General features: G+C 67.3%; 22 protein-coding genes. 17 read left to right on the top strand and 5 right to left on the bottom strand.

Going from position 1 to position 24225, the window contains the following annotated elements:
• The first annotated feature begins 423 nt into the window (after positions 1 to 423).
• The 7 genes from BLQ61_RS17175 (at position 424) to BLQ61_RS03760 (ending at position 7049) form a co-directional block, all read left to right on the top strand.
• Positions 424 to 1083 carry a hypothetical protein gene (locus BLQ61_RS17175; protein WP_139182709.1) on the top strand — a complete coding sequence of 220 codons (660 nt, stop codon included), beginning with the start codon at positions 424 to 426 and terminating at the stop codon, positions 1081 to 1083.
• Positions 1084 to 1271: 188 nt separating this feature from the next.
• A complete protein-coding gene (locus tag BLQ61_RS03735; RefSeq protein ID WP_091567482.1) occupies positions 1272 to 2276 on the top strand; it encodes a Bug family tripartite tricarboxylate transporter substrate binding protein in 1005 nt (334 codons plus the stop codon).
• A gap of 5 nt (positions 2277 to 2281) precedes the next feature.
• Positions 2282 to 3280: a M14 family metallopeptidase gene (locus BLQ61_RS03740; protein ID WP_245703824.1), complete on the top strand. Its 999-nt coding sequence runs from the start codon at positions 2282 to 2284 to the stop codon at positions 3278 to 3280.
• Positions 3281 to 3412: 132 nt separating this feature from the next.
• Positions 3413 to 4687, top strand: coding sequence for a 3-oxo-tetronate kinase (gene otnK / locus BLQ61_RS03745; protein ID WP_091566841.1), 1275 nt, complete (start codon positions 3413 to 3415; stop codon positions 4685 to 4687).
• Positions 4688 to 4691: 4 nt separating this feature from the next.
• Positions 4692 to 5360, top strand: coding sequence for a class II aldolase/adducin family protein (locus BLQ61_RS03750; RefSeq protein WP_091566843.1), 669 nt, complete (start codon positions 4692 to 4694; stop codon positions 5358 to 5360).
• 147 nt (positions 5361 to 5507) lie between these two features.
• On the top strand, positions 5508 to 6494 hold the full coding sequence (gene denD / locus BLQ61_RS03755) for a D-erythronate dehydrogenase (RefSeq protein ID WP_091566846.1): 987 nt from the start codon (positions 5508 to 5510) through the stop codon (positions 6492 to 6494).
• A gap of 96 nt (positions 6495 to 6590) precedes the next feature.
• A complete protein-coding gene (locus tag BLQ61_RS03760) occupies positions 6591 to 7049 on the top strand; it encodes a PaaI family thioesterase (RefSeq protein WP_091566848.1) in 459 nt (152 codons plus the stop codon).
• Between the two features lie 21 nt (positions 7050 to 7070).
• On the opposite strand, the gene BLQ61_RS03765 is transcribed toward BLQ61_RS03760, so the two are convergent.
• The 4 genes from BLQ61_RS03765 to BLQ61_RS03780 all read right to left on the bottom strand — a co-directional run bounded on the left by BLQ61_RS03765 (position 7071) and on the right by BLQ61_RS03780 (position 11920).
• Entirely contained in the window at positions 7071 to 8081 is a 1011-nt protein-coding gene (locus tag BLQ61_RS03765; protein ID WP_091566850.1) for a Bug family tripartite tricarboxylate transporter substrate binding protein, read from the bottom strand.
• A gap of 35 nt (positions 8082 to 8116) precedes the next feature.
• Positions 8117 to 9103: a Bug family tripartite tricarboxylate transporter substrate binding protein gene (locus tag BLQ61_RS03770; protein ID WP_091566852.1), complete on the bottom strand. Its 987-nt coding sequence runs from the start codon at positions 9101 to 9103 to the stop codon at positions 8117 to 8119.
• Positions 9104 to 9145: 42 nt separating this feature from the next.
• Positions 9146 to 10288: an acyl-CoA dehydrogenase family protein gene (locus tag BLQ61_RS03775; RefSeq protein ID WP_091567484.1), complete on the bottom strand. Its 1143-nt coding sequence runs from the start codon at positions 10286 to 10288 to the stop codon at positions 9146 to 9148.
• A gap of 72 nt (positions 10289 to 10360) precedes the next feature.
• Positions 10361 to 11920, bottom strand: a complete 1560-nt coding sequence (locus tag BLQ61_RS03780) for an AMP-binding protein (protein WP_091566854.1) — start codon at positions 11918 to 11920, stop codon at positions 10361 to 10363.
• 208 nt (positions 11921 to 12128) lie between these two features.
• Between BLQ61_RS03780 and BLQ61_RS03785 the strand changes: the two genes are divergently transcribed.
• From BLQ61_RS03785 to BLQ61_RS03830, 10 genes are all read left to right on the top strand, one after another.
• The gene (locus BLQ61_RS03785) at positions 12129 to 13307 is read left to right on the top strand and encodes a thiolase family protein (RefSeq protein ID WP_091566856.1); all 1179 of its coding nucleotides are present in this window, start codon (positions 12129 to 12131) and stop codon (positions 13305 to 13307) included.
• 64 nt (positions 13308 to 13371) lie between these two features.
• Positions 13372 to 14139: an SDR family NAD(P)-dependent oxidoreductase gene (locus BLQ61_RS03790; protein ID WP_091566858.1), complete on the top strand. Its 768-nt coding sequence runs from the start codon at positions 13372 to 13374 to the stop codon at positions 14137 to 14139.
• Positions 14140 to 14319: 180 nt separating this feature from the next.
• The gene (locus BLQ61_RS03795) at positions 14320 to 15084 is read left to right on the top strand and encodes a crotonase/enoyl-CoA hydratase family protein (protein WP_091566860.1); all 765 of its coding nucleotides are present in this window, start codon (positions 14320 to 14322) and stop codon (positions 15082 to 15084) included.
• Between the two features lie 100 nt (positions 15085 to 15184).
• On the top strand, positions 15185 to 16183 hold the full coding sequence (locus tag BLQ61_RS03800) for a Bug family tripartite tricarboxylate transporter substrate binding protein (protein WP_091566862.1): 999 nt from the start codon (positions 15185 to 15187) through the stop codon (positions 16181 to 16183).
• 10 nt (positions 16184 to 16193) lie between these two features.
• Positions 16194 to 17000: an SDR family oxidoreductase gene (locus BLQ61_RS03805; RefSeq protein WP_091566864.1), complete on the top strand. Its 807-nt coding sequence runs from the start codon at positions 16194 to 16196 to the stop codon at positions 16998 to 17000.
• Positions 16997 to 17791, top strand: a complete 795-nt coding sequence (locus tag BLQ61_RS03810) for an enoyl-CoA hydratase/isomerase family protein (protein ID WP_091566866.1) — start codon at positions 16997 to 16999, stop codon at positions 17789 to 17791. Before BLQ61_RS03805 ends, BLQ61_RS03810 begins: the two co-directional genes overlap by 4 nt.
• 44 nt (positions 17792 to 17835) lie before the next feature.
• Positions 17836 to 18618: an IclR family transcriptional regulator gene (locus BLQ61_RS03815; RefSeq protein ID WP_425415604.1), complete on the top strand. Its 783-nt coding sequence runs from the start codon at positions 17836 to 17838 to the stop codon at positions 18616 to 18618.
• 352 nt (positions 18619 to 18970) lie between these two features.
• Positions 18971 to 20515 carry a class I adenylate-forming enzyme family protein gene (locus BLQ61_RS03820; protein WP_245703825.1) on the top strand — a complete coding sequence of 515 codons (1545 nt, stop codon included), beginning with the start codon at positions 18971 to 18973 and terminating at the stop codon, positions 20513 to 20515.
• A gap of 67 nt (positions 20516 to 20582) precedes the next feature.
• Positions 20583 to 21767 carry a lipid-transfer protein gene (locus tag BLQ61_RS03825; protein WP_175488222.1) on the top strand — a complete coding sequence of 395 codons (1185 nt, stop codon included), beginning with the start codon at positions 20583 to 20585 and terminating at the stop codon, positions 21765 to 21767.
• Positions 21768 to 21813: 46 nt separating this feature from the next.
• Complete coding sequence (locus BLQ61_RS03830; RefSeq protein ID WP_091566872.1) at positions 21814 to 22926, top strand: CaiB/BaiF CoA transferase family protein; 1113 nt, start codon at positions 21814 to 21816, stop codon at positions 22924 to 22926.
• A gap of 15 nt (positions 22927 to 22941) precedes the next feature.
• Here BLQ61_RS03830 and BLQ61_RS03835 read toward each other — a convergent pair whose 3' ends face one another.
• The gene (locus BLQ61_RS03835) at positions 22942 to 24201 is read right to left on the bottom strand and encodes an MFS transporter (RefSeq protein ID WP_245703826.1); all 1260 of its coding nucleotides are present in this window, start codon (positions 24199 to 24201) and stop codon (positions 22942 to 22944) included.
• Between the last annotated feature and the right edge of the window lie 24 nt (positions 24202 to 24225).

Below are 24225 nucleotides of genomic sequence, written 5' to 3' on the forward strand. Positions count from 1 at the left end.
GTTTATGCCTGCAAAGAAATTTTTTATGTAAAGCATGTCATGCATGATAAATTAAATTGCCGGCATGGAAAAATCAAAGAATAATGATTTTCACGAATAGACAACCCCCAAAAAATCCTATAGAAACGATTCAATTATTTTGATAGGAGCAACGGTAACCTAGACGTTTGAAAATTCGATGGCTTTGAAAGCGTTGATTGATTTGACACTTTACTGCGATCGAAGTCACTGTCTTGACTACAATCATGATGCTTTGATTGATGTTCAGTAGAAATAAATCTCCATGAAATCCCAAGCCCTAAGCCACGAGAGATTCTTCAACGGGAAAGCGGAACCAATAATTGAAGAAATGAGCTAGAGGCCAATCAACAGGAGAGAGAAATATTCGAATGGCCAATAAATTTATATTTTTGGATTAACATCATGAAAAATAGTGAAGATTTATATATATACATAACTGCTGTCAACTGGGTGTTGGCCATTTTATTTTTATTATCTTTGCTCGTCTTTGCTTATCAAATGCGAATGGCAAAGTACCCCGAGGCTGTTTCCTCTCTACAAGCAGTTATTCCGATTGCGGCAGCATGGCTTATTCTTTTTATTGCTGACAGACAGATTTTAATAGATATTAAAGAGAAGAAGTACAGAGCGAAACTGGACGCAATAAAATCCCTCCATTACCTAATTGTTATTGCAAGCGACTTGCAATCACAAGCCTCTCACCTTTCCTTTATGATGGAAAAGGAGGATTATTATGTTCGACCCCATTACTTGGAGACGCTAGCAAGAGGGATAGAGCAGAGGTATGAAGAAATTATTCAAGAGAAAGAATCTTATCGTCATCTTTCTGGAGAAGTAATCAATAAAATTATTGGATTGTCAGGGAGCATATTCGGCATGACAAACCTGCTCCGATCAATAGCTTATCAGGCAAATAAAACCGAGAAAGAAGTAAGAGATATTTTTAATTCGATGAACAAGTCTGCTTTAATTAAAAATATCAAATCTACTGACTTGGAAATAAATTCAATTGTTGAGTATTTTTATAAAGCAAGGCGCGCACTTGATAGCGATATTCATTGAAAATTAAACAAAACGCTTTTGCTTCTTGTGAAATCGCTTCTATTTAAAAATGTGCCCTGAAGCGCATGGCGCATAAAGTTTTATGCCAGTTTGTCTTTAGCACGCCTACGTGCCAATTCGGCACCATGCTGCCTCTCCTCGCTTTCCACAATGCCACACACCACAACGACATTGCCGAGGAGACACCCATGACCACCTTCAACCACCCCACCCCGCCCACGCGCCGCTGTACCCTGGCCGCCACGCTGCTCGCCGCCACCGCCGCCCTGCTCCCCACCCTCCCCGCCACCGCCCAGGACTACCCCACCAAGCCCATCACCCTCGTCGTCGGCTACCCGCCCGGCGGCAGCACCGACCTGACGGGCCGCCTCGTCGGCGCCGAGCTGTCCACGCGCCTGGGCCAGCCGGTGGTGGTCGAGAACCTAGGCGGCGCCGGCGGCACCATCGGCGCGCAGAAGGTCGCCGCCGCCGCGCCGGACGGCTACACGCTGCTGGTCGGCTCCAGCAACGAGCTGGCGATCGCCAAGCTGGTCACGCCGCGCACCGTCAAATACGGGCCGGCCAGCTTCACGCCCATCGGGCGCATCGGCTCGCAGCCGCTGGTGCTGGTGGCGTCCACCGGCGCGGGCGTGAAGAACGCGCAGGACTTCGTCGCGCTGGTCAAGAAGAACCCGGGCAAGTTCAGCTACGGCAGCTCCGGCGTAGGCACGGCGCTGCACTTGGCCGGCGAGATGGTCAAGGAGCAGGGCGGGCTGTTCATGACGCACATCCCCTACCGCGGCGTGGCGCCGCTGACCAACGACCTGGTGGGCAATAACCTGGAGTTCGGCGTGTTCGTGCTCTCCAGCGGGCTGCCGCACATCAAGGCCGGCAAGGTGGTGGCGCTGGGCACCACGGCGGCGCAGCGCGCGCCGGCCACGCCCGACATTCCGGCGCTGGCCGAGCTGCCGCAGTTCAAGAACGTGGACATCGAGAGCTGGTTCGCGCTGATGGGCCCGGCCGGGCTGCCGCAGCCGGTGGTCGCGCGCCTGAAGAAAGCCTTGGACGAGACGCTGCAGTCTCCCGCCTTCCGCCAGAAGATGGCCGCCGCCGGCTCTGCCGTGGCCGCGCCGGGCGGCGACCTGCAGAAGTTCTGGGACCAGGAGATCGCCAAGTACACGCAGATCGTGCGCTACGCGAAGATCGAGGAATGAGGCCCATGCAGACAGCCATGACGACACACGGCGAACCAATCGACGCCCCCTTCGCGCTGCCTGCGCCCGACCTGGGCGCCTGGCGCGCCGGCAACACCGGCACCGAGGGCGTGTGGCGCTTCGACTCGGGCGCGCCAGGGCGGCAGGTGATGATCAGCGCGCTGGTGCACGGCAACGAGCTGTGCGGCGCCTGGGCCCTGCTGGGCCTGCTGCAGGCCGGCGTGCGCCCGCGGCAGGGTACGCTGACGCTGGCGTTCGCCAACCTGGCGGCGTTCGACCGCTTCGACGCCGCCCGGCCCGACGCCGCGCGCTTCGTCGAGCAAGATCTGAACCGCCAGTGGATCGACGCGCGCATGCAGGCCGGCGACACGCTGGAGCGCCGCCGCGCCGCCGCGCTACAGCCCTTCGTGCGCCAAGCCGACTGGCTGCTGGACCTGCATTCCATGCACGAGCCCTCGGCGCCGCTGCTGCTGACCGGCGTGCAGCCGCGCAACCTGTCGCTGGCGCGGGCGATGGGCGCGCCCGAGCACATCGTCATCGACGCCGGCCACCAGGATGGCGTGCGCCTGCGCGACTACGGGCGCTTCGGGCTGCCCGATGACGCGGCGGGCGACAGCCGCTCGCTGCTGGTCGAGTGCGGCTGGCACGGCGACTTGGCCAGCCGCGCCGTGGCGCGGGACCAGTGCCTGCGCTTCCTGCAGGCGTCGGGCTGCGTGGATGCGGCGGACCTGGCGCAGCGCCTGCCCGGCTGGCGCCTGCCCGATGCGCCGCGCCAGTGGGCGCTGGAGGTGACGGGCGGCGTGGTCGCGGCCAGCGAGCGCTTCGCCTTCACCCAGCCGTTCACCGGCCTGGAGGTGATTGAGCGCGCCGGCACGGTGATCGGCGACAACAACGGCCAGCCGGTGACCACGCCCTACGACGACTGCGTGCTGGTCATGCCCAGCACGCGCCAGGCGCGCGCCGGGGTGACGGTGGTGCGCTTCGCGCGGCGCAGGCCGCTGTAGCCGCGCTGGTCGGCTGCCCGGGCTTGGGACGCGACAAGTCCTGGGAGGTGCGTGGATACTGCGCCATGGCGGCATGCGTGCCGCCTTCGACCCGCAGGGCCTGACGAATCTCGAACAAGCTGACCCACCGCCATGGCTGACCCCTCCTGTCTCGTGCTCGGCGTCATTGCCGACGATTTCACCGGCGCCACCGATGTGGCCAGCATGCTGGTGCGCGCCGGCATGCGCACCGTGCAGGTCATCGGCGTTCCCGAAGGGCCGGTGCCCGAGGCCGACGCCGTGGTGGTGGCCCTGAAGTCGCGCACCGTGCCAGCGCAACAGGCAGTGGCCGAGTCGCTGGCCGCCTTGCGCTGGCTGCAGGCAGGCGGCGCGCGGCAGTTCTACTTCAAGTACTGCTCCACCTTCGACTCCACGGCGCAGGGCAACATCGGCCCGGTGGCCGAGGCGCTGCTGGACGCGCTGGACAGCGACTTCACCATCGCCTGCCCCGCCTTCTCGGAAAACGGCCGCACCGTGTTCCGCGGCCACCTGTTCGTGGGCGACGAACTGCTGTCCGATTCCGGCATGCGCAACCACCCGCTCACCCCCATGCGGGACGCGAACCTGGTGCGCGTGCTGCAGGCGCAGTCGCGCTCGCCGGTGGGACTGGTGCGGCACGACACGGTGGCGCAGGGCGCGGCCGCCACGCAGGCCCGCTTCGCCCAGCTGCGCGCCCAGGGCGTGCGGCTGGCGGTGGCGGACGCGATCGACGACGCGGCGCTGCGCACCCTGGCCGCAGCCTGCGCCGATCTGCCGCTGATCACCGCGGGCTCCGGCGTGGCGCTGGGCCTGCCGGCGGTCTATGCGGCGCGCGGCTGGACCCGACCGGACGCCCAGGCCACGGCGCTGCCGCGTGTGGGCGGCGCCGCGGCGGTGGTGTCCGGCTCGTGCTCCAGCGCCACCAATGCCCAGGTGCAGCACTGGATCGCGGCTGGCCGTGCGGCGTTCCAGATCGATCCGATGGCCCTGGCCGACGGCCAGCCGCTGGCGCGGCAGGCGCTGGACTGGGCCGCGCCGCAGCTGGCACGCGGTCCGGTGCTGGTCTACGCCACCGCGCAGCCCGAGCGGGTGAAGCAGGTGCAGGACGCGGTGGGCGTCGAGCGCGCCGGGCAGCTGGTCGAGGAGTGCTTGGCACGGGTTGCCGCAGGGCTGGTCGAGCGTGGTGTGCAGCGCCTGGTCGTCGCCGGGGGCGAGACGTCCGGCGCCGTGGTGCAGGCCCTGGGCGTGCGCCAGCTGCGCATCGGCGCCACCATCGACCCGGGCGTTCCCTGGACCCAGGCCGAGGGGCGGCCGCTGCTGCTGGCGCTGAAGTCGGGCAACTTTGGCGGCACCGACTTCTTTTCCAAGGCTTTGGCGCAGGTGGACTGATCTGATGGACATGCAGGAACTGCGGCAGGAGATCTGCCGCGTCGGGCGCTCGCTGTTCGAACGCGGCTACGTGCATGCGACAGCCGGCAACATCAGCGTGCGCCTGGACGAGGCGCAGGGCGGCGGTTTCCTCATCACGCCCACCGATGCCTGCCTGGGCTTTCTGCAGCCCGAGGCGCTGGCCTGGGTGGATGATGCGGGCACCCAGCGCGGCGGCGAGCGCGCCAGCAAGGCCCTAGCGCTGCACCAGCGCATCTATGCCGCCGACGCGGCAGCGCGCTGCATATTGCACACCCATTCCACGCACCTGGTGGCGCTCAGCCTGCAGGGTGTGTGGCAGCCGCAAGCGGTGCTGCCGCCGATCACGCCCTACTACGTGATGAAGGTCGGAAAGGTGCCGCACATCCCGTATCACCGGCCCGGCGACCCACAGGCGGCGCAGGCGGTGGAGCAGGCCATGGAACAGGCGGCATCGCGCCAGGCGCCGATTCGCGGCGTGCTGCTGGAACGGCTGGGACCGACCGTCTGGCACACCAGCCTCGCCGCCGCGATGGCGGTGCTGGAGGAGCTGGAAGAGACCGCGCGCCTGTGGCTCACCGTCCAGCCGCGCCCCGAGCCGCTGTCCGACGCGCAGATCGACGAGCTGCGCCAGCAGTTCGGCGCTACCTGGTAGGCGTTCTACCCACGCCATGCGCCAACCGCTGGCTGATGCACGAGGCGGATGCCTGGTCCACGCCAGGCATGACTGCTGTAAGTACCGGCCGCACGGCGCCACCTCCGCCGGCCCCGGATGGTTCCAACCCTACAAGGATGCACAGGCATGAAGATCATCATCACCGGCGGCGCCGGTTTCCTCGGCTCGCTGCTGGCCCGCACGCTGCTCGAACAGGGCAGCCTGTGCGGCCAGCCCATCCATCGGCTGGTGCTGGCCGACCTGGTGGAAAGCCGCGACGCGGCGCTGCGCGCGGATGCGCGTGTCAACTGTCTGGCCGGCGACCTGCTGGGCCAGCTGCCCACGCTGATGGCCGAGCCGGTGGATGCAGTGTTCCACCTCGCCTCGGCCGTGTCGGCCGAATGCGAGCTTGATTTCGACCTGGGCCTGCACTCCAACCTGGACACCACGCGCGCCCTGCTCGACGCCTGCCGGGCACAGGCCGAGCGCGGCGGGCAGGCGCCGCTGTTTTTCTTCTCCAGCTCGGTGGCGGTGTACGGCTCCGATCTGGCGCTGCCGCTGCCGGCCGTGGTGGACGACCGGACTTTGCCCACGCCACAGTCCAGCTATGGCATCCACAAGTTCGTCTGCGAGCAGCTGGTGGCCGACTACACCCGCAAGGGCTATATCGACGGGCGCTGCGCGCGGCTGATGACCGTGAGCGTGCGCCCCGGGCGGCCGAACGGCGCGGCGTCCAGCTTCCTTTCGGGCATCGTGCGCGAGCCCCTGGCCGGTCTCGAGGCCGTCTGTCCGGTGTGCCCGGACACCGCCGTCGCCCTGGCCTCGCCCGTCACCACCATTGCCGGCATCCTGGCCGTGGCGCAGGCCGACCGCGAACACTTCGGTGGCCGCACCGCGCTGAACCTGCCGGCGATGACGCTGACCGTGGCCCAGATGCTGGCAGCACTGCAGGCCGTGGCGGGCAGCGACGTGGCACGGCGCGTACGCTTCGAACGCGATCCCGCCATCGAGCGCATCGTAGGCGGCTGGCCGGCGCGCTTCACCAGCGAGCGGGCTGCGCGGCTGGGGCTGCAGGCCGACCCGGACTTCGCCAGCGTCATCCGGCAGTACATGCGCCAGCATCTTCGTGCCTGACCTGCGGCCACCGGTGCACATAGGCTCAGCCATGCGCCGGCGCACCATGTCCCGCCGGCAACCGCCCCGGGCGCTGGCCGCGGCGATGATCGGCGCATGACTGCTTCCTTTTCCATCGACGCGCCGCCCGCCGATCCCCGCTTCGCCCAGGAGCCGCCCGGCGTGCTCTTCGGCCTGCCGATGCCCATGGCGCAGGCGCTGGCGCTGCATGGCGAGGGCATCGGCGACGACCGCGCCCAGGTGCGCATGGCCTTCCAGCCGATGTTCGCCAACAGCCGCCAGCAGGCCCACGGCGGCGCCATCGCCGCGCTGCTGGACTGCGCCCTGGCCGCTGCAGTGCGCGCGCACGACCCGGCCGCGCATGGCGTGGCGACCATCGACCTGACCCTGCACTTCGTCGCCGCCACCAGTGGCGACCTGGTGGCGCGCGCGCTGTGTGAGCGGCGCGGCCGCTCCATCAGCTTCGCGCGCGGCGAAGTGCGGGGTGGTGACGGCACGCTGGTGGCGCTGGCCACCGGCACCTTCAAGCTGGTGCCGCGCACGCCTGGTCAATGACCGGCGTCGCCTTGGACGCGTTCAGGTGGGCTCGATTCCGGCGCGCTGGAACATCCGTTGCCATACCGGGCCTTCCTGCGCCCAGAGGCGCGCAGTGCCCTCGGGTGTGTCGGTATTCAGCGGAATGAAGCCGGCCGCGATGATGCGCGCCGTCACTTGGCGACTGGCCACGGCCCGGTTGATGATTTCGGCCCAGCGCTTGGCCGTGGCGTCCGGTAAATCCTTGGGACCAGCGATGCCCAGCCAGCCGCCGATGTTCAGCGCGTCGCCCTGGTAGCCGGCCTGCTCGAACGTCGGCATATCGGGCAGCAGCGGCATGCGCAGCAGCCCGGTCACGGCCAGGGGGCGCAGCTTGCCGCTGTCGATGTGCGGCTTGATCGACAGGACGCTGCCGGTGGACACCTGGATCTCTCCGGTCAGCATGCCCTGCACCATGGGAGCTTCACCGCGATAGGCCACGTGCACCATGTCCGCGCCCGCCATGTCGCTGAGCATGGCGCCTACCAACTGCGCCTGCGAGCCGATGCCATAGGACCCGTAAGAAAACTTGCTCTTGCGCTCCTTGATCCAGGCCATGAACTCCTGCATGTTGCGCACTGGCGCGGCGCTGTGGACCACCATGACGATGGAGGCGGCGCACACGCGTGTCAGGGGCTTGAGATCGACCAGCGGATCGTAGGCAGCCTTCTTGTACAGGTACTTGTTAGACAGCATCGACGACGTGCTGCCCAGCAACAACGTGGTGCCGTCCGGCACCGAGCGCACCACTGCCTCGCCGGCCAGCAGGCCTGCAGCTCCGGTCTTGTTCTCCACGAGGACCGGTTGGCTGAAATCCTGCGCCATGCGCTCGCCGAGCACACGGGCAATGACGTCTGTGGCGCCGCCTGGCGCAAACGGCACCACCACCCGCACCGGCCGGTTGGCGGAGCCGGCCTGCAACTGTGCATGGAGCGGTCCGGTGGCCACGGCACTGGCGACCATGGTCAGCAGCTGGCGGCGGCTGCAGCGTGCAAAAGGGGCGTCGTATGCCATGGCTGTCTCCTGGATCGAGGACGGCTGCGGGTAAATCAATCCATCGAGATCCTGGCCGACTCGGCCACGCTTTTCCAGTGGGCGGCGTCCTTGTCGACTTGGGCCTTGAAGTCTTCCGGCAGCGAGCCCACGGCAATCAGTCCCATGTCCGTTAGGCGCTTGTTGAGCTCGGGCGACTTGACAATGGCAGCCACCTCAGCGCCCAGTCTGTCCACGATGGTCTTGGGCGTGCTGGCTGGCGCAAACATGCCGAACCAGCCGTTGGCCTCCAGTCCTGGATAGCCTGCTTCGGTCATGGTGGGCACCTGTGGCAGTGCGGGATGTCGCTGTGCCCCGGTGATTGCCAGAATGTTGACCTTGTCTGACTTGATATACGGATAAGCCGCCGTGGCGTCGACGAAGGCCAGCGTCAGTTGGCCGCCCAGGAGGGCCGCCACTTCCGGCCCTGAACCTTGGTAGGGAATATGGGTGATGTCGATGCCAGCCTGCTGCTTGAAGCGTTCGCCGTTCATGTGCGACGAGGTGGCATTGCCATAGCTGCCGTAATTGAGTGATCCGGGCGCGGCCTTGGCTTTCTCCACAAATTGCTGCAGCGTGGTCACGCCCGAGCTGCGCGGCACCATCAGCAGGTCAGCCGACTTGGCGATCTGCGATACCGGGACCAAGTCGCTCAGCTTGTAGGGCACCTTCTTGTAGAGCGCCGGGATCTGCACCACCGCCGTGATGCCCATGAGTACGGTGTAGCCGTCGCCCGGCGCCTTGGCCACGGTGTCGTTGCCCAGCATGCCACTGGCTCCCGGTTTGTTTTCCACCACTACCGCCTGGCCCAACCGCTGAGATAGCTGGGTACCGATCAACCGGGCAATGATGTCCGTTCCACCGCCGGCTGGATAGGGCACGATGACCCGGACCGGCTTGCTCGGGTAAGCGTCCTGCGCCTGCGCGCTGCCCACGCTGCAGGCAGCAGCCAATGCGAGCAGGGGAAGCCAGTGAGTCAGAGTCTTGCGCCGTGGGAATGCCATGGGTACGTCTCCTTGTGTAGTGCAGGAATGGAAAGGCTCGGGCTACAGCGTGCGCGCGATGATTTCTTTCATGATCTCGTCGCTACCGCCATAGATACGCCCGATGCGGGCATCGGTCCAGGCGCGGCCCACCTGGTATTCCGTCATGTAGCCATAGCCGCCATGCAACTGCAGGAAGTCGTCGAGCAGGCGGTTTTGCAGCGCCGTGGCGTTGAGCTTGACCATGGCGGCGCGCTCTGGCGTCAGCTGGCGCTGCATGTGCAGCTTCATGCATTCGTCGACGAAGGTGCGCAGCATGGTGGCCTGCGCCTTGGCCTCAGCCAGCTTGAATCGCGTGTTCTGAAATTCGAACACCGTCTGGCCGAAGGCCCTGCGCTCGCGCGTGTAGTCGATGGTCCGGTGCAGGAAGGATTCGATGCACGCGGCCGCACGCACGGCCACGACCAAACGTTCCTGGGCCAGTTCCTGCATCAGGTACTTGAATCCCATGTTTTCCTCGCCCAGCAGATTGCCTACCGGCACCCGGACGTTGTCGAAGAACAGCTCGGAGGTGTCCTGCCCCATCAGACCGATCTTTTCCAGCTTGCGGCCTTTGCTGAACCCCGGGGCGCCTTCTTCCACCACGATCAGCGACACACCCTTCGCCCCCAGGTCAGGGGCGGTCTTGCAGACGACTATCACGATGCCGGAATTGATGCCGTTGGTGATGAAGGTCTTGGCGCCGTTGATGAGGTAGTGGTCGCCATCGCGCCTGGCGGTGGTGCGCACGGACTTCAGGTCGCTGCCAGCGCCCGGCTCGGTCATAGCGATGGCGCCAATCATTTCACCTGCAGCCATCCGTGGCAGCCAGCGGTCACGCTGCTCCTTGCTGCCATAGGTATAGATATAAGGTGCCACGATGTCCGAGTGCAGCGGGAAACCCAGCGCCGTGGCATTGGTACGGCCCACCTCCTCGATCAGCACTGCCGCGTGGCCAAAGTCTCCACCACTGCCGTAAGGCTCCGGCAGCATGGTGTTGAGCAATCCTTCGCGACCGGCCTTGCGCCACACTTCCCGGGGCACGATGCCGTTGCGTTCCCACTCGGCAAGATGCGGCACGACCTCCTTGTCGAAGAAATGGCGCACGGTGTCTCGGAACTGCTCATGGTCCTCACGAAAAACGGTGCGCTGGATCAGGTCTTGCATGGTCGACATCTTTCGGTAGTGAGTTCAAAACGGCCCTTGGCGCTTATCTGGCATAGGCTCTCAGCTATGGTTTCAGGAGTCGCGCAACGTGAAGCCAGCGTGCGGCTCATCGCGAAATCGTTCCTTGAGCTTGCGGCGCAGCAGCTTGCCGGTTTCCAGGCGCGGCAGCGCGTCCACGAACACCACGCGCCTGGGTAGCTTCATGCGTGCCAGTACCTCGGACGCCTGGGCAGCGATGGCACGGGCCGTGTGCAGCGAGGCTGGTGTGCCGTGGCGCAGCACCACGGCCGCCAAGGGTTGCTCGCCAAAATCCGGATGAGGCACGCCCACCACAGCCACTTCGCACACGTCGGGATGGCGCAGCAGGGCGTTTTCGATCTCCTGCGGGTACAGGTTGACGCCGCCCGAGAGAATCAGATCGGCGCGCCGGTCGCTCAGGAACAGGTAGCCCTCGTCATCCACATGGCCGATATCGCCATAGGTGATCCACCCGCGCTCGTTGATGGCCTGGCGCGTCTTTTCCTCGTCGTTGAGGTAGCTGAACTGTCCGCCGCCCGAGAAGTACACCTGTCCGATCTCGCCTGCGGGCAGCTCCTGCCCGTCGTCGTCCACGATGTGCAGCTGGCCCGTGGTGGGGCGGCCCACCGAGCCGGGGCGCTGGCGCCACTCGGCCGAGTTGATCATCGTCGTGCCGCAGCCCTCGGAGCCCGCGTAGTACTCCATCAGGATGTCGCCCCACCAGTCGAGCATGGCATGCTTCACACCCACCGGGCAGGGCGCGGCGGCATGGATAGCCACGCGGTGGCTGGACAGGTCGTAGCGCCGGCGTACTGCCTCGGGCAGCTTGAGCATGCGGCTGAACATGGTGGGTACCCATTGGCTGTGCGTGACGCGGTAGCGCTCGATGAGGGCCAGTGCCATCTCGGCGTCGAAGCACTCCATGATCAGGGCCTGCCCGCCCAGCTCCAGCACGCGTAGCGTGTAGCGCAGCGGCGCGGCGTGGTACAGCGGCGCGGGCGACAGATATATGGTGTCTTCGCCAACGCCCATGAGGCGCGCGGTGCCCAGCGCCTCCGGGTCCGCTTGGCCGCGCAGCTGTGCAGGCCATAGGGGCTTGAGAACACCCTTGGGACGACCGGTTGTACCCGATGAATACAGCAGGTCGCGTCCCAGCGGACGGTCGGTGAAATCCTCGGGCGGCTCCTGCAGGCAGCTGATGGCGGCCTGCAGTGACGCGGCATGCGGTGTGGCGGCGTCCACTGTCCAGCATGGAAGGAATGGGGTCGCTTGCAGTTCCGCCAACTGCGGCAGCGTTTGATGTGAGGCCACCACCAATCGCGCATCGCAGTCGCGCACGATGTGAGCCACCTCAGATGGCGTCAGATGTGTGCTCAGCACGGCGGCATACAGGCCGGCATGCCGTGCCGCAAGTGCCAGCGCCAGGATTTCGATGCGATTTTCCAGCACCACTGCAAAGCGCTCGCCCGGTTGCAGTCCTTGCGCATGCAGCCATTGCGCCATCGCCAGGGCACTGCGGGCTAGCGCGCCGGCGGTGAAGCGGGCGCCTGTCTGCGCCATGACCAACACTACCCGCTCTGGAGCCGACGCCGCCCGGCCAAAGAAGTCCTGCATACCCGTCACTCATTGCTCCTGCGTGCCTTGCCCCATGTGAAGAGGGCAATAGGAAAAGCGAAATGCGCGTCTCACATAAGTAATGTGAAATTCAATTTTTCCAGGCATCAACTGGAAAAAGCATCGGGTAAACACGCTCTTAACAACAAACTAACCCATCCAGATATTTTTTATTGGATCATTAGTCTCACAAAAGCGAGGAGCCAGCATGCATATTCCCGTGATCGTCGATGCCATCCGCAGTCCCATGGCCCGTGCCAGACCCGACGGGGCACTGGCCGCGGTGCATCCGGTAGACCTGCTGTCGCAAGTGCTGGAGCACCTGGTCGCGCGCAACCGCCTTGACCCGGGGACGGTGGACGACGTGATCTGCGGCTGTGTCAGTCAATCAGGCGAACAGGCAGGCACGCCGGGACGCATGGCCTGGCTGGCTGCCGGGCTGCCTGCGCATGTACCTTCCACCACCATCGACCGCAAATGCGGCTCCAGCCAGCAGGCCGTGCATTTCGCGGCCCAGGCCATCATGGCCGGCACGCAGGACATCGTGATCGCCTGCGGCGTTGAGTCCATGAGCAGGGTGCCCATGGGCAGCTCGCGTATGGGCCAGAACGTCACCGGCCCACGCTTTGACGCTCACCATGCCCCCGGCCTCGTGGGGCAGGGTGTCTCGGCCGACCTGGTGGCTGCCAAGTGGGGCCTGGACCGCGCCGCGCTGGATACCTATGCCGCGCGTTCGCACCAGCGTGCCCATGCAGCGCAGTCGACGGGCGGCTTTGAGCGCGAAATCGTAGGCATCTCCACGCCCGCAGGCCCGGTAACACGGGACGAAACCATCCGCGCCAACACCACTGTAGAAAGGCTTGCGGGATTGAAAGCGGTGTTTGAGAGCGAAGAGCTGTCGGCGCGCTTTCCACAGATCGAGTGGGCCACGACAGCGGGCAATGCTTCTCAGATGACCGACGGCGCAAGTGCCATGCTCATCATGAATGAACAGCGTGCCTTGCAGTTGGGCCTGCGTCCGCGTGCACGCTTCGTGGCCTTCGACGTGGTCGGTGACGACCCGCTGTACATGCTCACCGCCCCTATCCCGGCCACGCAGCGCGTTCTGGCGAAGGCGAAGATGTCGCTGGACGACATTGACCATTACGAAATCAACGAGGCCTTCGCCTCAGTGCCCTTGGCGTGGCAGCAGGCACTGAAGGCTGACGGCGAGCGCCTGAATCCGCGCGGTGGCGCCATTGCCCTGGGGCACCCGCTCGGCGCCTCGGGTATCCGCCTCATGACCACCATGCTGCACGCGCTGGAAGACAACGGTCAGCGCTACGGCTTGCAATCCATGTGCGAGGCCGGCGGCATGGCCAACGCAACCATCATCGAACGCCTGTGACTATCGACTCCATAGCTGCTGGCGCTTGCCGGACCATGGCTGAAGACAGAAAAGGGGAGAAGACATGAAGCTGCAACAAGGGATGACCGCCCTCGTCACTGGCGGAGCCTCCGGCTTGGGAGAAGCCTCTGCCAGCGCGCTGCTGGAGCGTGGCCTGAACGTGGTGGTGGTGGACCTGAACGACGAGCGAGGACAGGCCATGGAGCGGCAGCACACCGGCCGACTGCGCTATGTGAAGGCTGATGTATCGGACGCGGACCAAATGGCGCAGGCCATTGCCGCGGCCGAGGCATTCGGCAACTTCCGCGCGCTGGTGCATTGCGCTGGCATTGGCGGGCCGGTACGGCTGATTGAAAAGGACGGCAGCCCAGGATCGCTGGAGAAGTACACCCACATCATCCGCGTGAACCAGATCGGCAGTTTCAACACGCTGCGCCTGGCGGCCGCGAGCATGGCCAGGAACGAAATAACCGACGGCGAGCGCGGCGCCTGCGTGCTCACGGCCTCGGTGGCGGGCTACGAGGGGCAGATCGGACAGATCCCCTATGCCTCGTCCAAGGCCGGCGTGATCGGCATGACCATCGTCGCGGCGCGCGACCTGGCATCGAAGCTGATCCGCGTGTGCACCATCGCCCCCGGCCTGTTCGACACGCCCATCCTGGCCAAGCTGCCCGAGAACATGCGCCAGTCGCTGGCGGCCTCCGTGCCCAATCCGGCGCGCTTGGGCCACCCGTCCGAATATGCGATGACCGCGCTGCACATCCTGGAGAACCCCATGCTCAACGGCGAGACTATCCGCCTGGATGGGGCCATCCGCATGACGCCTAGATAAGTCACCCCCTGAGTGGCTGCGCCGCTTCCCCGCGCTCTCGCTTCGCTGCGCTACCCGGGCAGGGGGACGCAGCCCTCGCTGCGGGGCGGCCCTTGCGCGGCTGCCCTGGTCTCAAGGAGTGCCCGTCTCATAGGTCGCGGGCCGCGCATAACGCAGTGAAGAACTGCAAGGACATTTTTTATGGCATCCACGGTATGGGCCGAAGTGCGCGGCAACGTGTTGGTCATGACGCTGAGTAACCCCGAGGCGCGCAATGCCGCCACGCTGGAGATGGCCGAGGCCATGGCCGCGGCGCTGGACGAACTGGACCGCAACCCTGCGCTGCAGGTGGGCATCATCACCGGCGCGGGCGGGACCTTCTGTGCGGGCATGGACCTGAAGGGCTTTTTGCAGGGCAAGCGCCCCAGCCTGCCGGGCCGGGGGTTCCTGGGCCTCACGCAGCAGCCCCCGCACAAGCCGCTGATTGCGGCCGTCGAAGGCTACGCCCTGGCCGGCGGCTTTGAAATCGTGCTGGCCTGCGACCTGATCGTTGCCGCCAGCACGGCCAAGTTTGGCCTGCCCGAGGTCAAGCGCGGCTTGGCGGCCGCGGCCGGCGGGCTGTTGCGCCTGCCCAGGCGCCTGCCCTACCACGTGGCCATGGAAGCCATCCTCACGGGCGACATGTTCAGCGCCGAGCGCGCGCAAGCCCATGGTTTGGTCAACCGCCTGGTCGAGCCCGGCCAGGCGCTGGACGCCGCCCTGCAGCTAGCCCAGGTCGTGGCCGCCAACGGCCCGCTGGCGCTGATCGCCAGCAAGCGCGTCGCACAGGAATCGGCCGACTGGTCGCAGGCCGAGATGTTTGAGCGCCAGACCACCATCACCGCCCCGGTGTTCGCATCGCAGGACGCGCGCGAGGGTGCTGCGGCCTTTGCCGAGAAGCGCGCGCCGGTCTGGAAAGGCGCTTGATGGAAAAAGAGGCGTTGACGCCCATCCATCGAGCGCTAGCAGCTAGTTAATTCATAGCAAAAGCGGCCGCATTGCCGCAAGAACCCTAGGAGACAAGACCATGCCATTCCCTCACCGCCGCCGTGTGCTGCATCTCGCGGGCGCCACCACCTTGCTGGGCCTGGCCGCCTTGACGGCGTCGCAGCCCGCACGGGCCGACGACGCCTGGCCCACGCGTCCCATCACCTTCGTCGTGCCCGGCGCGGCCGGCGGCACCACCGACACGCCCGTGCGCTTCATGGCACAAAAGCTCAGCGAGCGGCTGGGCCAGCCGGTCGTGGTGGACAACAAGCCCGGCGCGGGTGGCTCCCTGGGCAGCGGCCTCGTGGCGCGGGCGCAGCCGGACGGCTACACCGTGCTGGTGGGCAACACCGGCTCCAACGCCATCAACTACACCGCCTACCAGAAGCTTCCCTACAAGGCCGAAGACTTCATTGCGTTGACCGACATGATCTCGTTCGCCAACGTCCTAGTGGTGCCAGTGAAGTCGCCCATCAAGAGCCTCAAGGACTTGGTTGTGGCGGCCAAGCGCGAGCCGGGCAAGCTCGCCTTCTCGTCCGCTGGCGTCGGTCAGACCACACACCTGATGGGTGAGCTGCTGCGCCAAAGTGCGGGGGTGGACGTGCTGCATGTGCCTTACAAGGGATCGGCACCCGCCACCATGGCCATCGTGGCGGGCGAGACGCAGTTCATGTTTGACAACCTCACGGGGTCGCTGGGCCATGTTAAGGACGGCAAGCTGCGTGCGCTGGCCGTGACCGGCTCCACGCGCGAGTCCGAGCTGCCCGACGTGCCCACCATGACCGAGCTGGGCATGAAGGACTTCGACAAGGTGGGCTGGATGGGCTTCTTCGTGCTTGCCAAAACGCCGCCGGCCGTCGTTAAGAAACTCACCGACAACCTGATCGCTGTGTTGCAGGACCCAGCCGTGGTCAAGCGCTACCGCGAACTGGGCGGCCGCCCTGGCGGCATGCCGTCCGAGCAGTTTTCCCAGATGGTGGAGCGCGACCAGCAAGACTGGGGCGAGCTGATCCGCAGCCAGAAGCTGCAGCTGGACTGAGGGACGCGCCATGACTGAGTCCTCATCCTTTGCAGGCCGGCATGTATTCGTTGCGGGCGGCAGCAGCGGCATCAACCTTGGCATTGCACAGGCTTTCGCTCATGCGGGCGCGCATGTGGTCGTAATGAGTCGTTCACGCGACAAGGTATGCCAGGCGGCCGAAGGGCTGCGCGCACGGGGTGCGCAGGCGTTGGGCATCAGCGCAGACGTGCGCGATCCCGCCGCGGTGGAGGCCGCGCTGCGCCAGGCGCATGCGCAGTTCGGCGAAATCGACGTGCTGGTTTCCGGCGCTGCCGGCAACTTCATTGCGCCCGCGGCCGAGCTGTCGCCCAACGGCTTCAAGACCGTGGTCGACATCGACCTGAACGGCACCTTCCACGTCTTGCGCCTGGCCTACCCGATGCTGAGAAAGCCGGGTGCCAGCGTCCTCAACATCTCGGCGCCCCAGGCCGTCAACCCCACCATGTACCAAGTGCATGCCTGTGCGGCCAAGGCCGGCGTCGACATGATGACGCGCGTGCTGGCCCTGGAATGGGGCGAGGCAGGTGTGCGTGTGAACGCCATCGCGCCCGGCCCGATTGGCGATACCGAAGGCATGCGCCGTCTGGCACCTACAGCCGAGGCGCTGGCACAGACCGTGGCCACAGTGCCCTTGCAACGCATGGGCAAGCTGGAGGACATTTCCCACATGGCGTTGTTTCTATCGTCGCCGCAGGCGGGCTACGTGACCGGTGCAGTAGTTCCCGTGGACGGTGGCTCGTCGCTGCGCGGCGGACGGGACATGCGCTCGTCCTATGTGCCCCGGAGCGCGGCATGAGCCCGTCCCGTCAACGCACTGTCTTCGAGGTGCAGGACGGCGTGGCCACGCTGACCCTGCGCAACCCGGACAAGCGCAACGCCTTCGACCCGATCATGCGCGTGGAGGTGGCCGAGGTAGTGCGCCAGGTGCAGGCCGACCCGGCCATCCGGGCGCTGGTGCTGACCGGCGCAGACGCGCATTTCTGCTCCGGCGGCGACCTGGGCAACATTGCGGCCAGTGGACTGGACAACGCCGGCTGGCGGCGACGCATGACCGGCCTGCACGACTGGCTGAAGGACCTGATGCTGCTGGACAAGCCGGTGGTCGCCGCGGTGGATGGCGCGGCCTATGGGGCGGGCTTCAGCCTGGCACTGGCGGCGGATTTCATCATTGCCAGCACCCGCGCGCGCTTTGCCATGTCGTTCATCCGCATGGGGGTGGTGCCGGACTGCGCAGCGTTCTATACCCTGCCGCGCGTGGTCGGGGTGCAGCGAGCGCGCGAGCTGATGCTCTCGGGCCGGGAGGTGGGGGCCGAGGAAGCGCTGCGACTGAGTATCGCCACCGAACTGGTCGCGGCAGACGCACTGCAGGACCGCGCACGGGCCATAGCGCGCGCCTTCGTCGGTGCCTCGCCCGTGGCATTGAGCCTCATCAAGCGTTCGCTGGCGCTGGCCGCCAGCGACCTGCCTTCGCTGTTGGAACAAGAGGCCAATGCCCAGGCGCTGGCCATGGGCACGCCCGAGCATCGCGAAGCAGTGCGCTGTTTCCTGGAGCGGAGACCGGTCCCGTTCCAGTGGCCACGAGCGTGACTGCGAAACAGGCGAAAATTCCGGGTTTTGGGGTCGATGTGAACGTGAACGCAGAGGCGGACAGCAAATTGGTGAGTGCGTTGGCGCGCGGCGTTTCCATATTGCGCTGCTTTTCCAACAAATGCCAGGAGCTCAGCGCCAGGGAGCTGATGGACTTGACTGGACTGCCCAAGCCCACACTGTTTCGCCTGATCGACACACTGTGCGAACTCGGCCTGCTGCGCTATTCGGAGCGGCTGTCGAAATACGTGCCGGGGCTGGGCCTGCTGCAGCTGTCCTCGCCCGTGCTCACCCGGATGGCCTTGCGCCAGTTCGCCCGGCCACACATGCAGGCGCTGGCCGACCTCACCGAGGGACAGGTGCAGTTGACGGTGGGACACAAGCGCGAGCTGTGTCTGGTGGAACTCGCCAATGGCATGGGTAACACCGTGTTTCGCCAGGAAATCGGCGTCTCCACCTCACTGTCGCGCACTGCCACGGGCCGTGCCTATCTGATGAACATGGGGCCAGACGAGCGCGAGACCTACCTGCAGGATCTGAAGGACAAGGACCCGCAGCGCGCCGCCTGGCTGGAGCAGCGCCTGGTGCAGGCGCGCGACGACTTCGCGCGCCATGGCTTTTGCCGCAGCCACGGCGATCTGCACCGGGAGATCGAGTCCATCGCGGTTCCCATGTCGCAGCCACAGGATGGAGAGCTGTGGGTCTTCGCGGTCTCGGTCCCGGTGTTCAGCCCCATGTATGCCCGGCTGGAGACCGACCTGGGGCCGCGGCTGCGTACCCTGGTGCGCTCGGTGGAAAGTGTGCTGGGGACTTCTGGACTGGCCTGACCCGATGCACTGGCAGGACAGCGGTTGCGCAACACCTTTCCTCAGCGCTGACTTCTGGCGCCGTTTTTGCTTCGATTATTGAAGCACTCGGCCCTTGCATGACAAGGACCAGTGGCCGTTTTCGGAGAAAAAGCGCACGGCCTTTCCCGGTCTTGACGTATGCCCGGCCCTAGCCCGACCTGCGGCTGCGCGAGCCCAGATCGCGCCACAGCGCCGCACCGGGAAAACACGGACTTCAGGACATACGAACGTCCTGCCGGGCGAATCCGCCGATCATGCGCTGCAGCACAGGCGCATGGCGCCGCGGCACTGGCTGGTGCCGCCCAAGCGACACCGGAGGACCGACCGCCCCATGGACATCCATCTCACCCAGGGCCTGCAGCGCGCCCTGCAGCAGGCGCCGCAGCGCACCGCCACCGTCTGTGGCGGGCGCCGGCAGGATTTCGCCCGGCTGGCCGACCGCGTGTCCCGGCTGGCCGGCGCGCTGCGGGCGCAGGGCGTGCAGCCGGGCGAATGCGTGGCGCTGCTGGCGCTGAACTCGGACTGGTGCGTCGAGGCCTTCCTGGCCGCGTGGTGGGCCGGCGCCGTGCCATGCCCGATCAACACGCGCTGGAGCGAGGCGGAAATGCTGCACGCGCTGCGCGACTGCGACGCGCGCGTGCTGCTGGTGGACGCGGACTTCGCCGCGCAGGGCCCGGCCCTGGCGCGCCAGCTGCCGGCGCTGCGCGCGCTGTGGCACCTGGGCGCTGGTGCCGCCCTGGCCGGCGTGGCGCGTGTCGAAGAACTGATCGCCGCCACCGCGCCGGTGCCCGATGCGCGGCGCGGTGGCGATGCGCTGGCGACCATCCTCTACACCGGCGGCACCACCGGCGCGGCCAAGGGCGTGATGCTGTCGCACGCCAACCTGTGGACGGCGACCATGGCCCGCCTGGCTGAGCTGCCAAGCTACGGCACGGCGCTGCTGACCACACCGCTGTTCCACGTCGCCGGTCTGGGGCGGCTGGTGTCGCAGCTGGTGCTGGGGGGCACCAGCGTGATCGAGCCGATGTTCCGCCCGCAGGCCTTCCTGCAGGCGGTGCACGAGCACGGCGTGGACGACGTGGTGCTGGTGCCCAGCATGCTGCAGATCCTGCTGGACGACCCGGCCTTCGACGCCGCGCGCCTGCGCGGGCTCAAGCGCATCACCCACGGCGCCGCGCCCATGCCGGTGGCGCTGCTGCGCCGTGCCATGCAGGCGCTGCCGCACGTGCAGTTCTGCGGCGCCTACGGCATGACCGAGTCCTCGGCAGTGGCCACGCTGGGCACGCCCGTGACCTGGGCCGATGCCGAGCGGCACGCCGACCGCCTGGGCTCGGTCGGCCACGCCGGGCTGGCCAGCGAGGTGCGCATCTGCGACCCGGACGGCGCGGCCCTGCCGGCCGGCGCGATCGGCGAGATCTGCGTGCGCGGCCCGACCGTCATGCTGGGCTACTGGCGCCGGCCCGAGGAAACCGCGCAGGCGCTGCGCGGCGGCTGGCTGCACACCGGCGACGGCGGCTGGCTGGACGGGCACGGCCAGCTGTTCATCGCCGACCGCTTGAAGGACATGATCATCACCGGCGGCGAGAACGTGTACTCCGCCGAGGTCGAGTCGGTGCTGATGCAGCACCCGCAGGTGGCACTGTGCGCCGTGGTCGGCCTGCCCGATGCGACCTGGGGCGAGGCCGTACACGCCGTGGTTGTGCCGCGCCCCGGCCCGCCGCCCAGCGCCGAGCAGCTGCGCGCGCACTGCCGCACGCAGCTGGCCGGCTTCAAGTGCCCGCGCGGCATCAGCGTGGCCGAGTCGCTGCCGATGTCGCCCGCCGGCAAGATCCTGAAGAACCGCCTGCGCGAGTCGCTGGCACGCGCCGGCGGCTGAGTTCCACCGCGCCGCGCGCTGCCCCGCCATCCTTTTTTCTCTTCTCTCGGAGTCCGCCATGAGCCGCATGCAAAGACCCGTCCACGTCGTCGGCGTGGGCATGATCCCGTTCACCAAGCCCGGTGCCAGCGAGCCCTATCCGGTGATGGGCGCGCAGGTCGCGCGCCTGGCGCTGCAGGATGCCGGCGTGCCCTACGACGCGGTGCAGCAGGCCTACGTCGGCTATGTCTATGGCGACTCGACCGCCGGCCAGGCGGCGCTGTACGGCGTGGGGCTGACCGGCATCCCGGTGGTCAACGTCAACAACAACTGCGCCACCGGCTCCAGCGCGCTGTACCTGGCGCGCCAGGCGGTGGAGTCGGGCATGGCCGAGTGCGCGCTGGCGCTGGGCTTCGAGCAGATGCAGCCAGGCGCGCTCAAGAACGCCTGGAGCGACCGGCCCGCGCCGCTGGACCGCTTTCTCGAGACCATGACCGCGCACCAGGGCTACGAGGACACCGCGCCCCGCGCCGCGCAGCTATTTGGCGGCGCCGGCCAGGACTACCTGCGCGAGCACGGCATCCGCCCCGACACCTTCGGGCGCATCGCGGTCAAGGCGCGCCAGCACGCGGCGCACAACCCGCTGGCGGTGTTCCGCCAGCCGCTGACGCTGGACGAGGTGATGGCCTCGGCGCCGGTGTACGGGCCGCTGACGCGCTTCCAGTGCTGCCCGCCGACCTGCGGCGCGGCGGCGGCGGTGGTCTGCTCGGCGGATTTCGCGCGCCGGCACGGGCTGGACCAGCGCGTGACCATCGCCGCCCAGGCCATGACCACCGACGGCGCCAGCAGCTTCGCCGGCGGCGACATGCGCCGCCTGGTGGGCTGGGACATGACGGCCGGCGCCGCGCGCCAGGTCTACGAGGCCGCCGGCATTGGCCCCGAGGAGCTGGACGTGGTCGAGCTGCACGACTGCTTCACCGCCAACGAACTCATCACCTACGAAGCGCTGGGCCTGACGCCCGAGGGCACGGCCGAGCAGTTCATCCTCGACGGCGACAACACCTACGGCGGGCGCGTGGTCACCAACCCCTCGGGTGGGCTGCTGTCCAAGGGCCACCCGCTGGGCGCCACCGGCCTGGCGCAGTGCGCCGAGCTCACCTGGCAGCTGCGCGGCCAGGCTGGCGCGCGCCAGGTGCATGGCGCGCGTCTGGGGCTGCAGCACAACCTGGGGCTGGGCGGCGCCTGCGTGGTCACCCTGTACCAGGCGCAGTGACGCGGCGCGGCCCCTGCCCACCCATCCATTGATTCGAGGAATATTCATGAAAGTGCTGGACAGCGTGCGCGTGCTGGAGATCGGAGGGCTCGGTCCCGGGCCGTTTTGCGCCATGCACCTGGCCGACCTGGGCGCCGACGTGGTGTCGCTGGTGCGCCCGGGCGAGGGCCCGGCGGTCACCTCCACGCTGCTCAACCGCGGCAAGCGCTCGGTGTTCGCCGACCTGAAAACGCCCGAGGGCCGCGCGCTGGTGCTGCAGCTGGTGGCCAGCGCCGACGCGCTGATCGAGGGCATGCGCCCGGGCGTGATGGAGCGCCTGGGACTGGGGCCCGAGGAGTGCCTGGCGGCCAACCCGCGCCTGGTCTATGGGCGCATGACCGGCTGGGGCCAGAGCGGCCCGCTGGCGCCGCGCGCCGGGCACGACACCAACTACGCCGCCGTCTCGGGCGCACTGTGGGGCTGCAGCCCGGCGGACGCGCGCCCGGTCTCGCCGTTCGCCGTGCTGGGCGACATCGGCGGCGGCGCGCTGTACCTGATGACGGGTCTGCTGGCCGGCATCGTGCAGGCACGCACGACCGGGCGCGGCAGCGTGGTCGACGCGGCCATCGTCGATGGCGCGGCGCACATGCTCAACCTGATGCTCAGCGCGCGCGCCCGCGGCGTGGTCGCCGACGAGCGCGGCGCCAGCACCTACGACAGCTCGCCGTTCTACGACACCTATGTCTGCGCCGACGGCGGGCACATCACCGTGGGCGCGCTGGAGCCGCAGTTCTACGCGCTGCTGCTGCGCACGCTGGGGCTGGAGGGCGACGCCGACTTCGCCGGCCCGCAGTGGGACCGCGCCGCCTGGCCGCGCCGGCGCTCGCGCCTGGCCGCGCTGTTCCTGGCCCAGCCGCGCGCCCACTGGCAGGCGCTTCTGGAGCCCACCGACGTGTGCTTCGGCGCCGTGCTCAGCCCGCTGGAAGCGGCGGAGCACCCGCACCTGCGCGCGCGCGGCACCTACCTCGAGCAAGGCGGCACGCTGCAGGCCATGCCGGCGCCGCGCTTCGACGGCGCGGCCTACGCGCCCGGGCCGGAATGCGCGCCCGGCGCGCACACCCGCCAGGTGTTGGAGCAGCTGGACCAGGGCGGCGCCGCCGCCATCTGGCGCGCACGCTGAAGCGCGGGCCGGGCTTCAGCGCCGCGCCGTCGTGCCGGGGCGCCGCAGCAGCGGTGATGCCGGCAGCAACCCGAACGCCATCGCCGCCAGCGCCAGCCAGGCGGCGATGGCGCCCAGCACCGCGCCGTAGGGCGGCAGCCCGTGCGCCGCGGCCACGGCAGCGACGATGCCGGTGGTCCACTGCATCAGCGCCACGCCCAGGAACATGGCCATGGTGTAGAGCGACAGGGCGCGGCCGGTCATCGCCGCCGGGTACGAGGCGCGCACGTCGGCGTACTGCAGCACGCCGTAGCCCGACAGCAGGCCCATCAGCACGATCAGCGCCAGCGCCGCGTCGGCGCGCTGCAGCAGCGCCAGCAGCGCGAAGCAGCCGGCCATCGATGCGGCGGCGCGCACCACCCAGGCGCGGCGCCGGCGCACGCCCGGGTCCAGGCGGCCGAACACGCCGGGCGCGAACAGCGCGATCACCGACAGCACCAGCGCCACGTTGCCGCTTTGCACCAGCGTGTAGCCGAAGCGCTCGATCAGCAGCGGCCCCAGCCACAGCCCGCGCAGCGACAGGAAGGCGGCGTAGCAGCTCATGCCCATGACCAGGATGCCCCAGGTATGCGGCAGCGCCAGCAGCGACGCCAGGCCGGCAAAGGCCTGGCGCCAGCCCTCGCGCTGCGTGGATTGCGGCGCGTAGGCCGCCGGCGGCTCGTGCACCACGCGCCAGATCAGCAGCCACGACAGCGCCGACAGCACGGCCAGCACGGCAAAACCCGCGCGCCAGCCGCCGTACTGCACCACCCACGCCAGCGGCGTGCCGGTGAAGATCAGCCCTAGCCCGCCCGCGCCCAGGCTGACCCCCGAGAAGAAGGCGAAGCGCTCGGCCGGAAAGTGCCGCGCCAGGAACATGGTGCAGGCCAGGAATGCCGGGGAGCAGCCCACGCCGATCAGCAGCTGCCCGGCCATCAGCCAGCCGTAGCTGGGCGCCAGCGCCGACAGGGCGCTGCCGGCGATGGCCAGCGAGAACGAGATCAGCACCGTGCGGCGCAGGCCATACACGTCCATGCCGATGCCCATCAGCAGCTGCGCCACGCCGAAGGACAGGCCGAACAGCCCGGCGAAGGCGCCCAGTGCCTGCCCGTCCAGGCCGAAGTCGGCCTGCAGGCTGGGCGCCAGGATGGCGGTGACGGTGCGGAACGCCTGGCTCAGCGCAAAGGCCGACAGCAGGCTGGCGAGCATCGGCACCAGCCGCGCGGCGGGCGCCAGCGGCGCGGGATCAGGGGACATGAAGCGAGGGACGAACAGGCACGA

Source organism: Oryzisolibacter propanilivorax, assembly GCF_900103645.1.
GTDB lineage: Bacteria > Pseudomonadota > Gammaproteobacteria > Burkholderiales > Burkholderiaceae_C > Melaminivora > Melaminivora propanilivorax.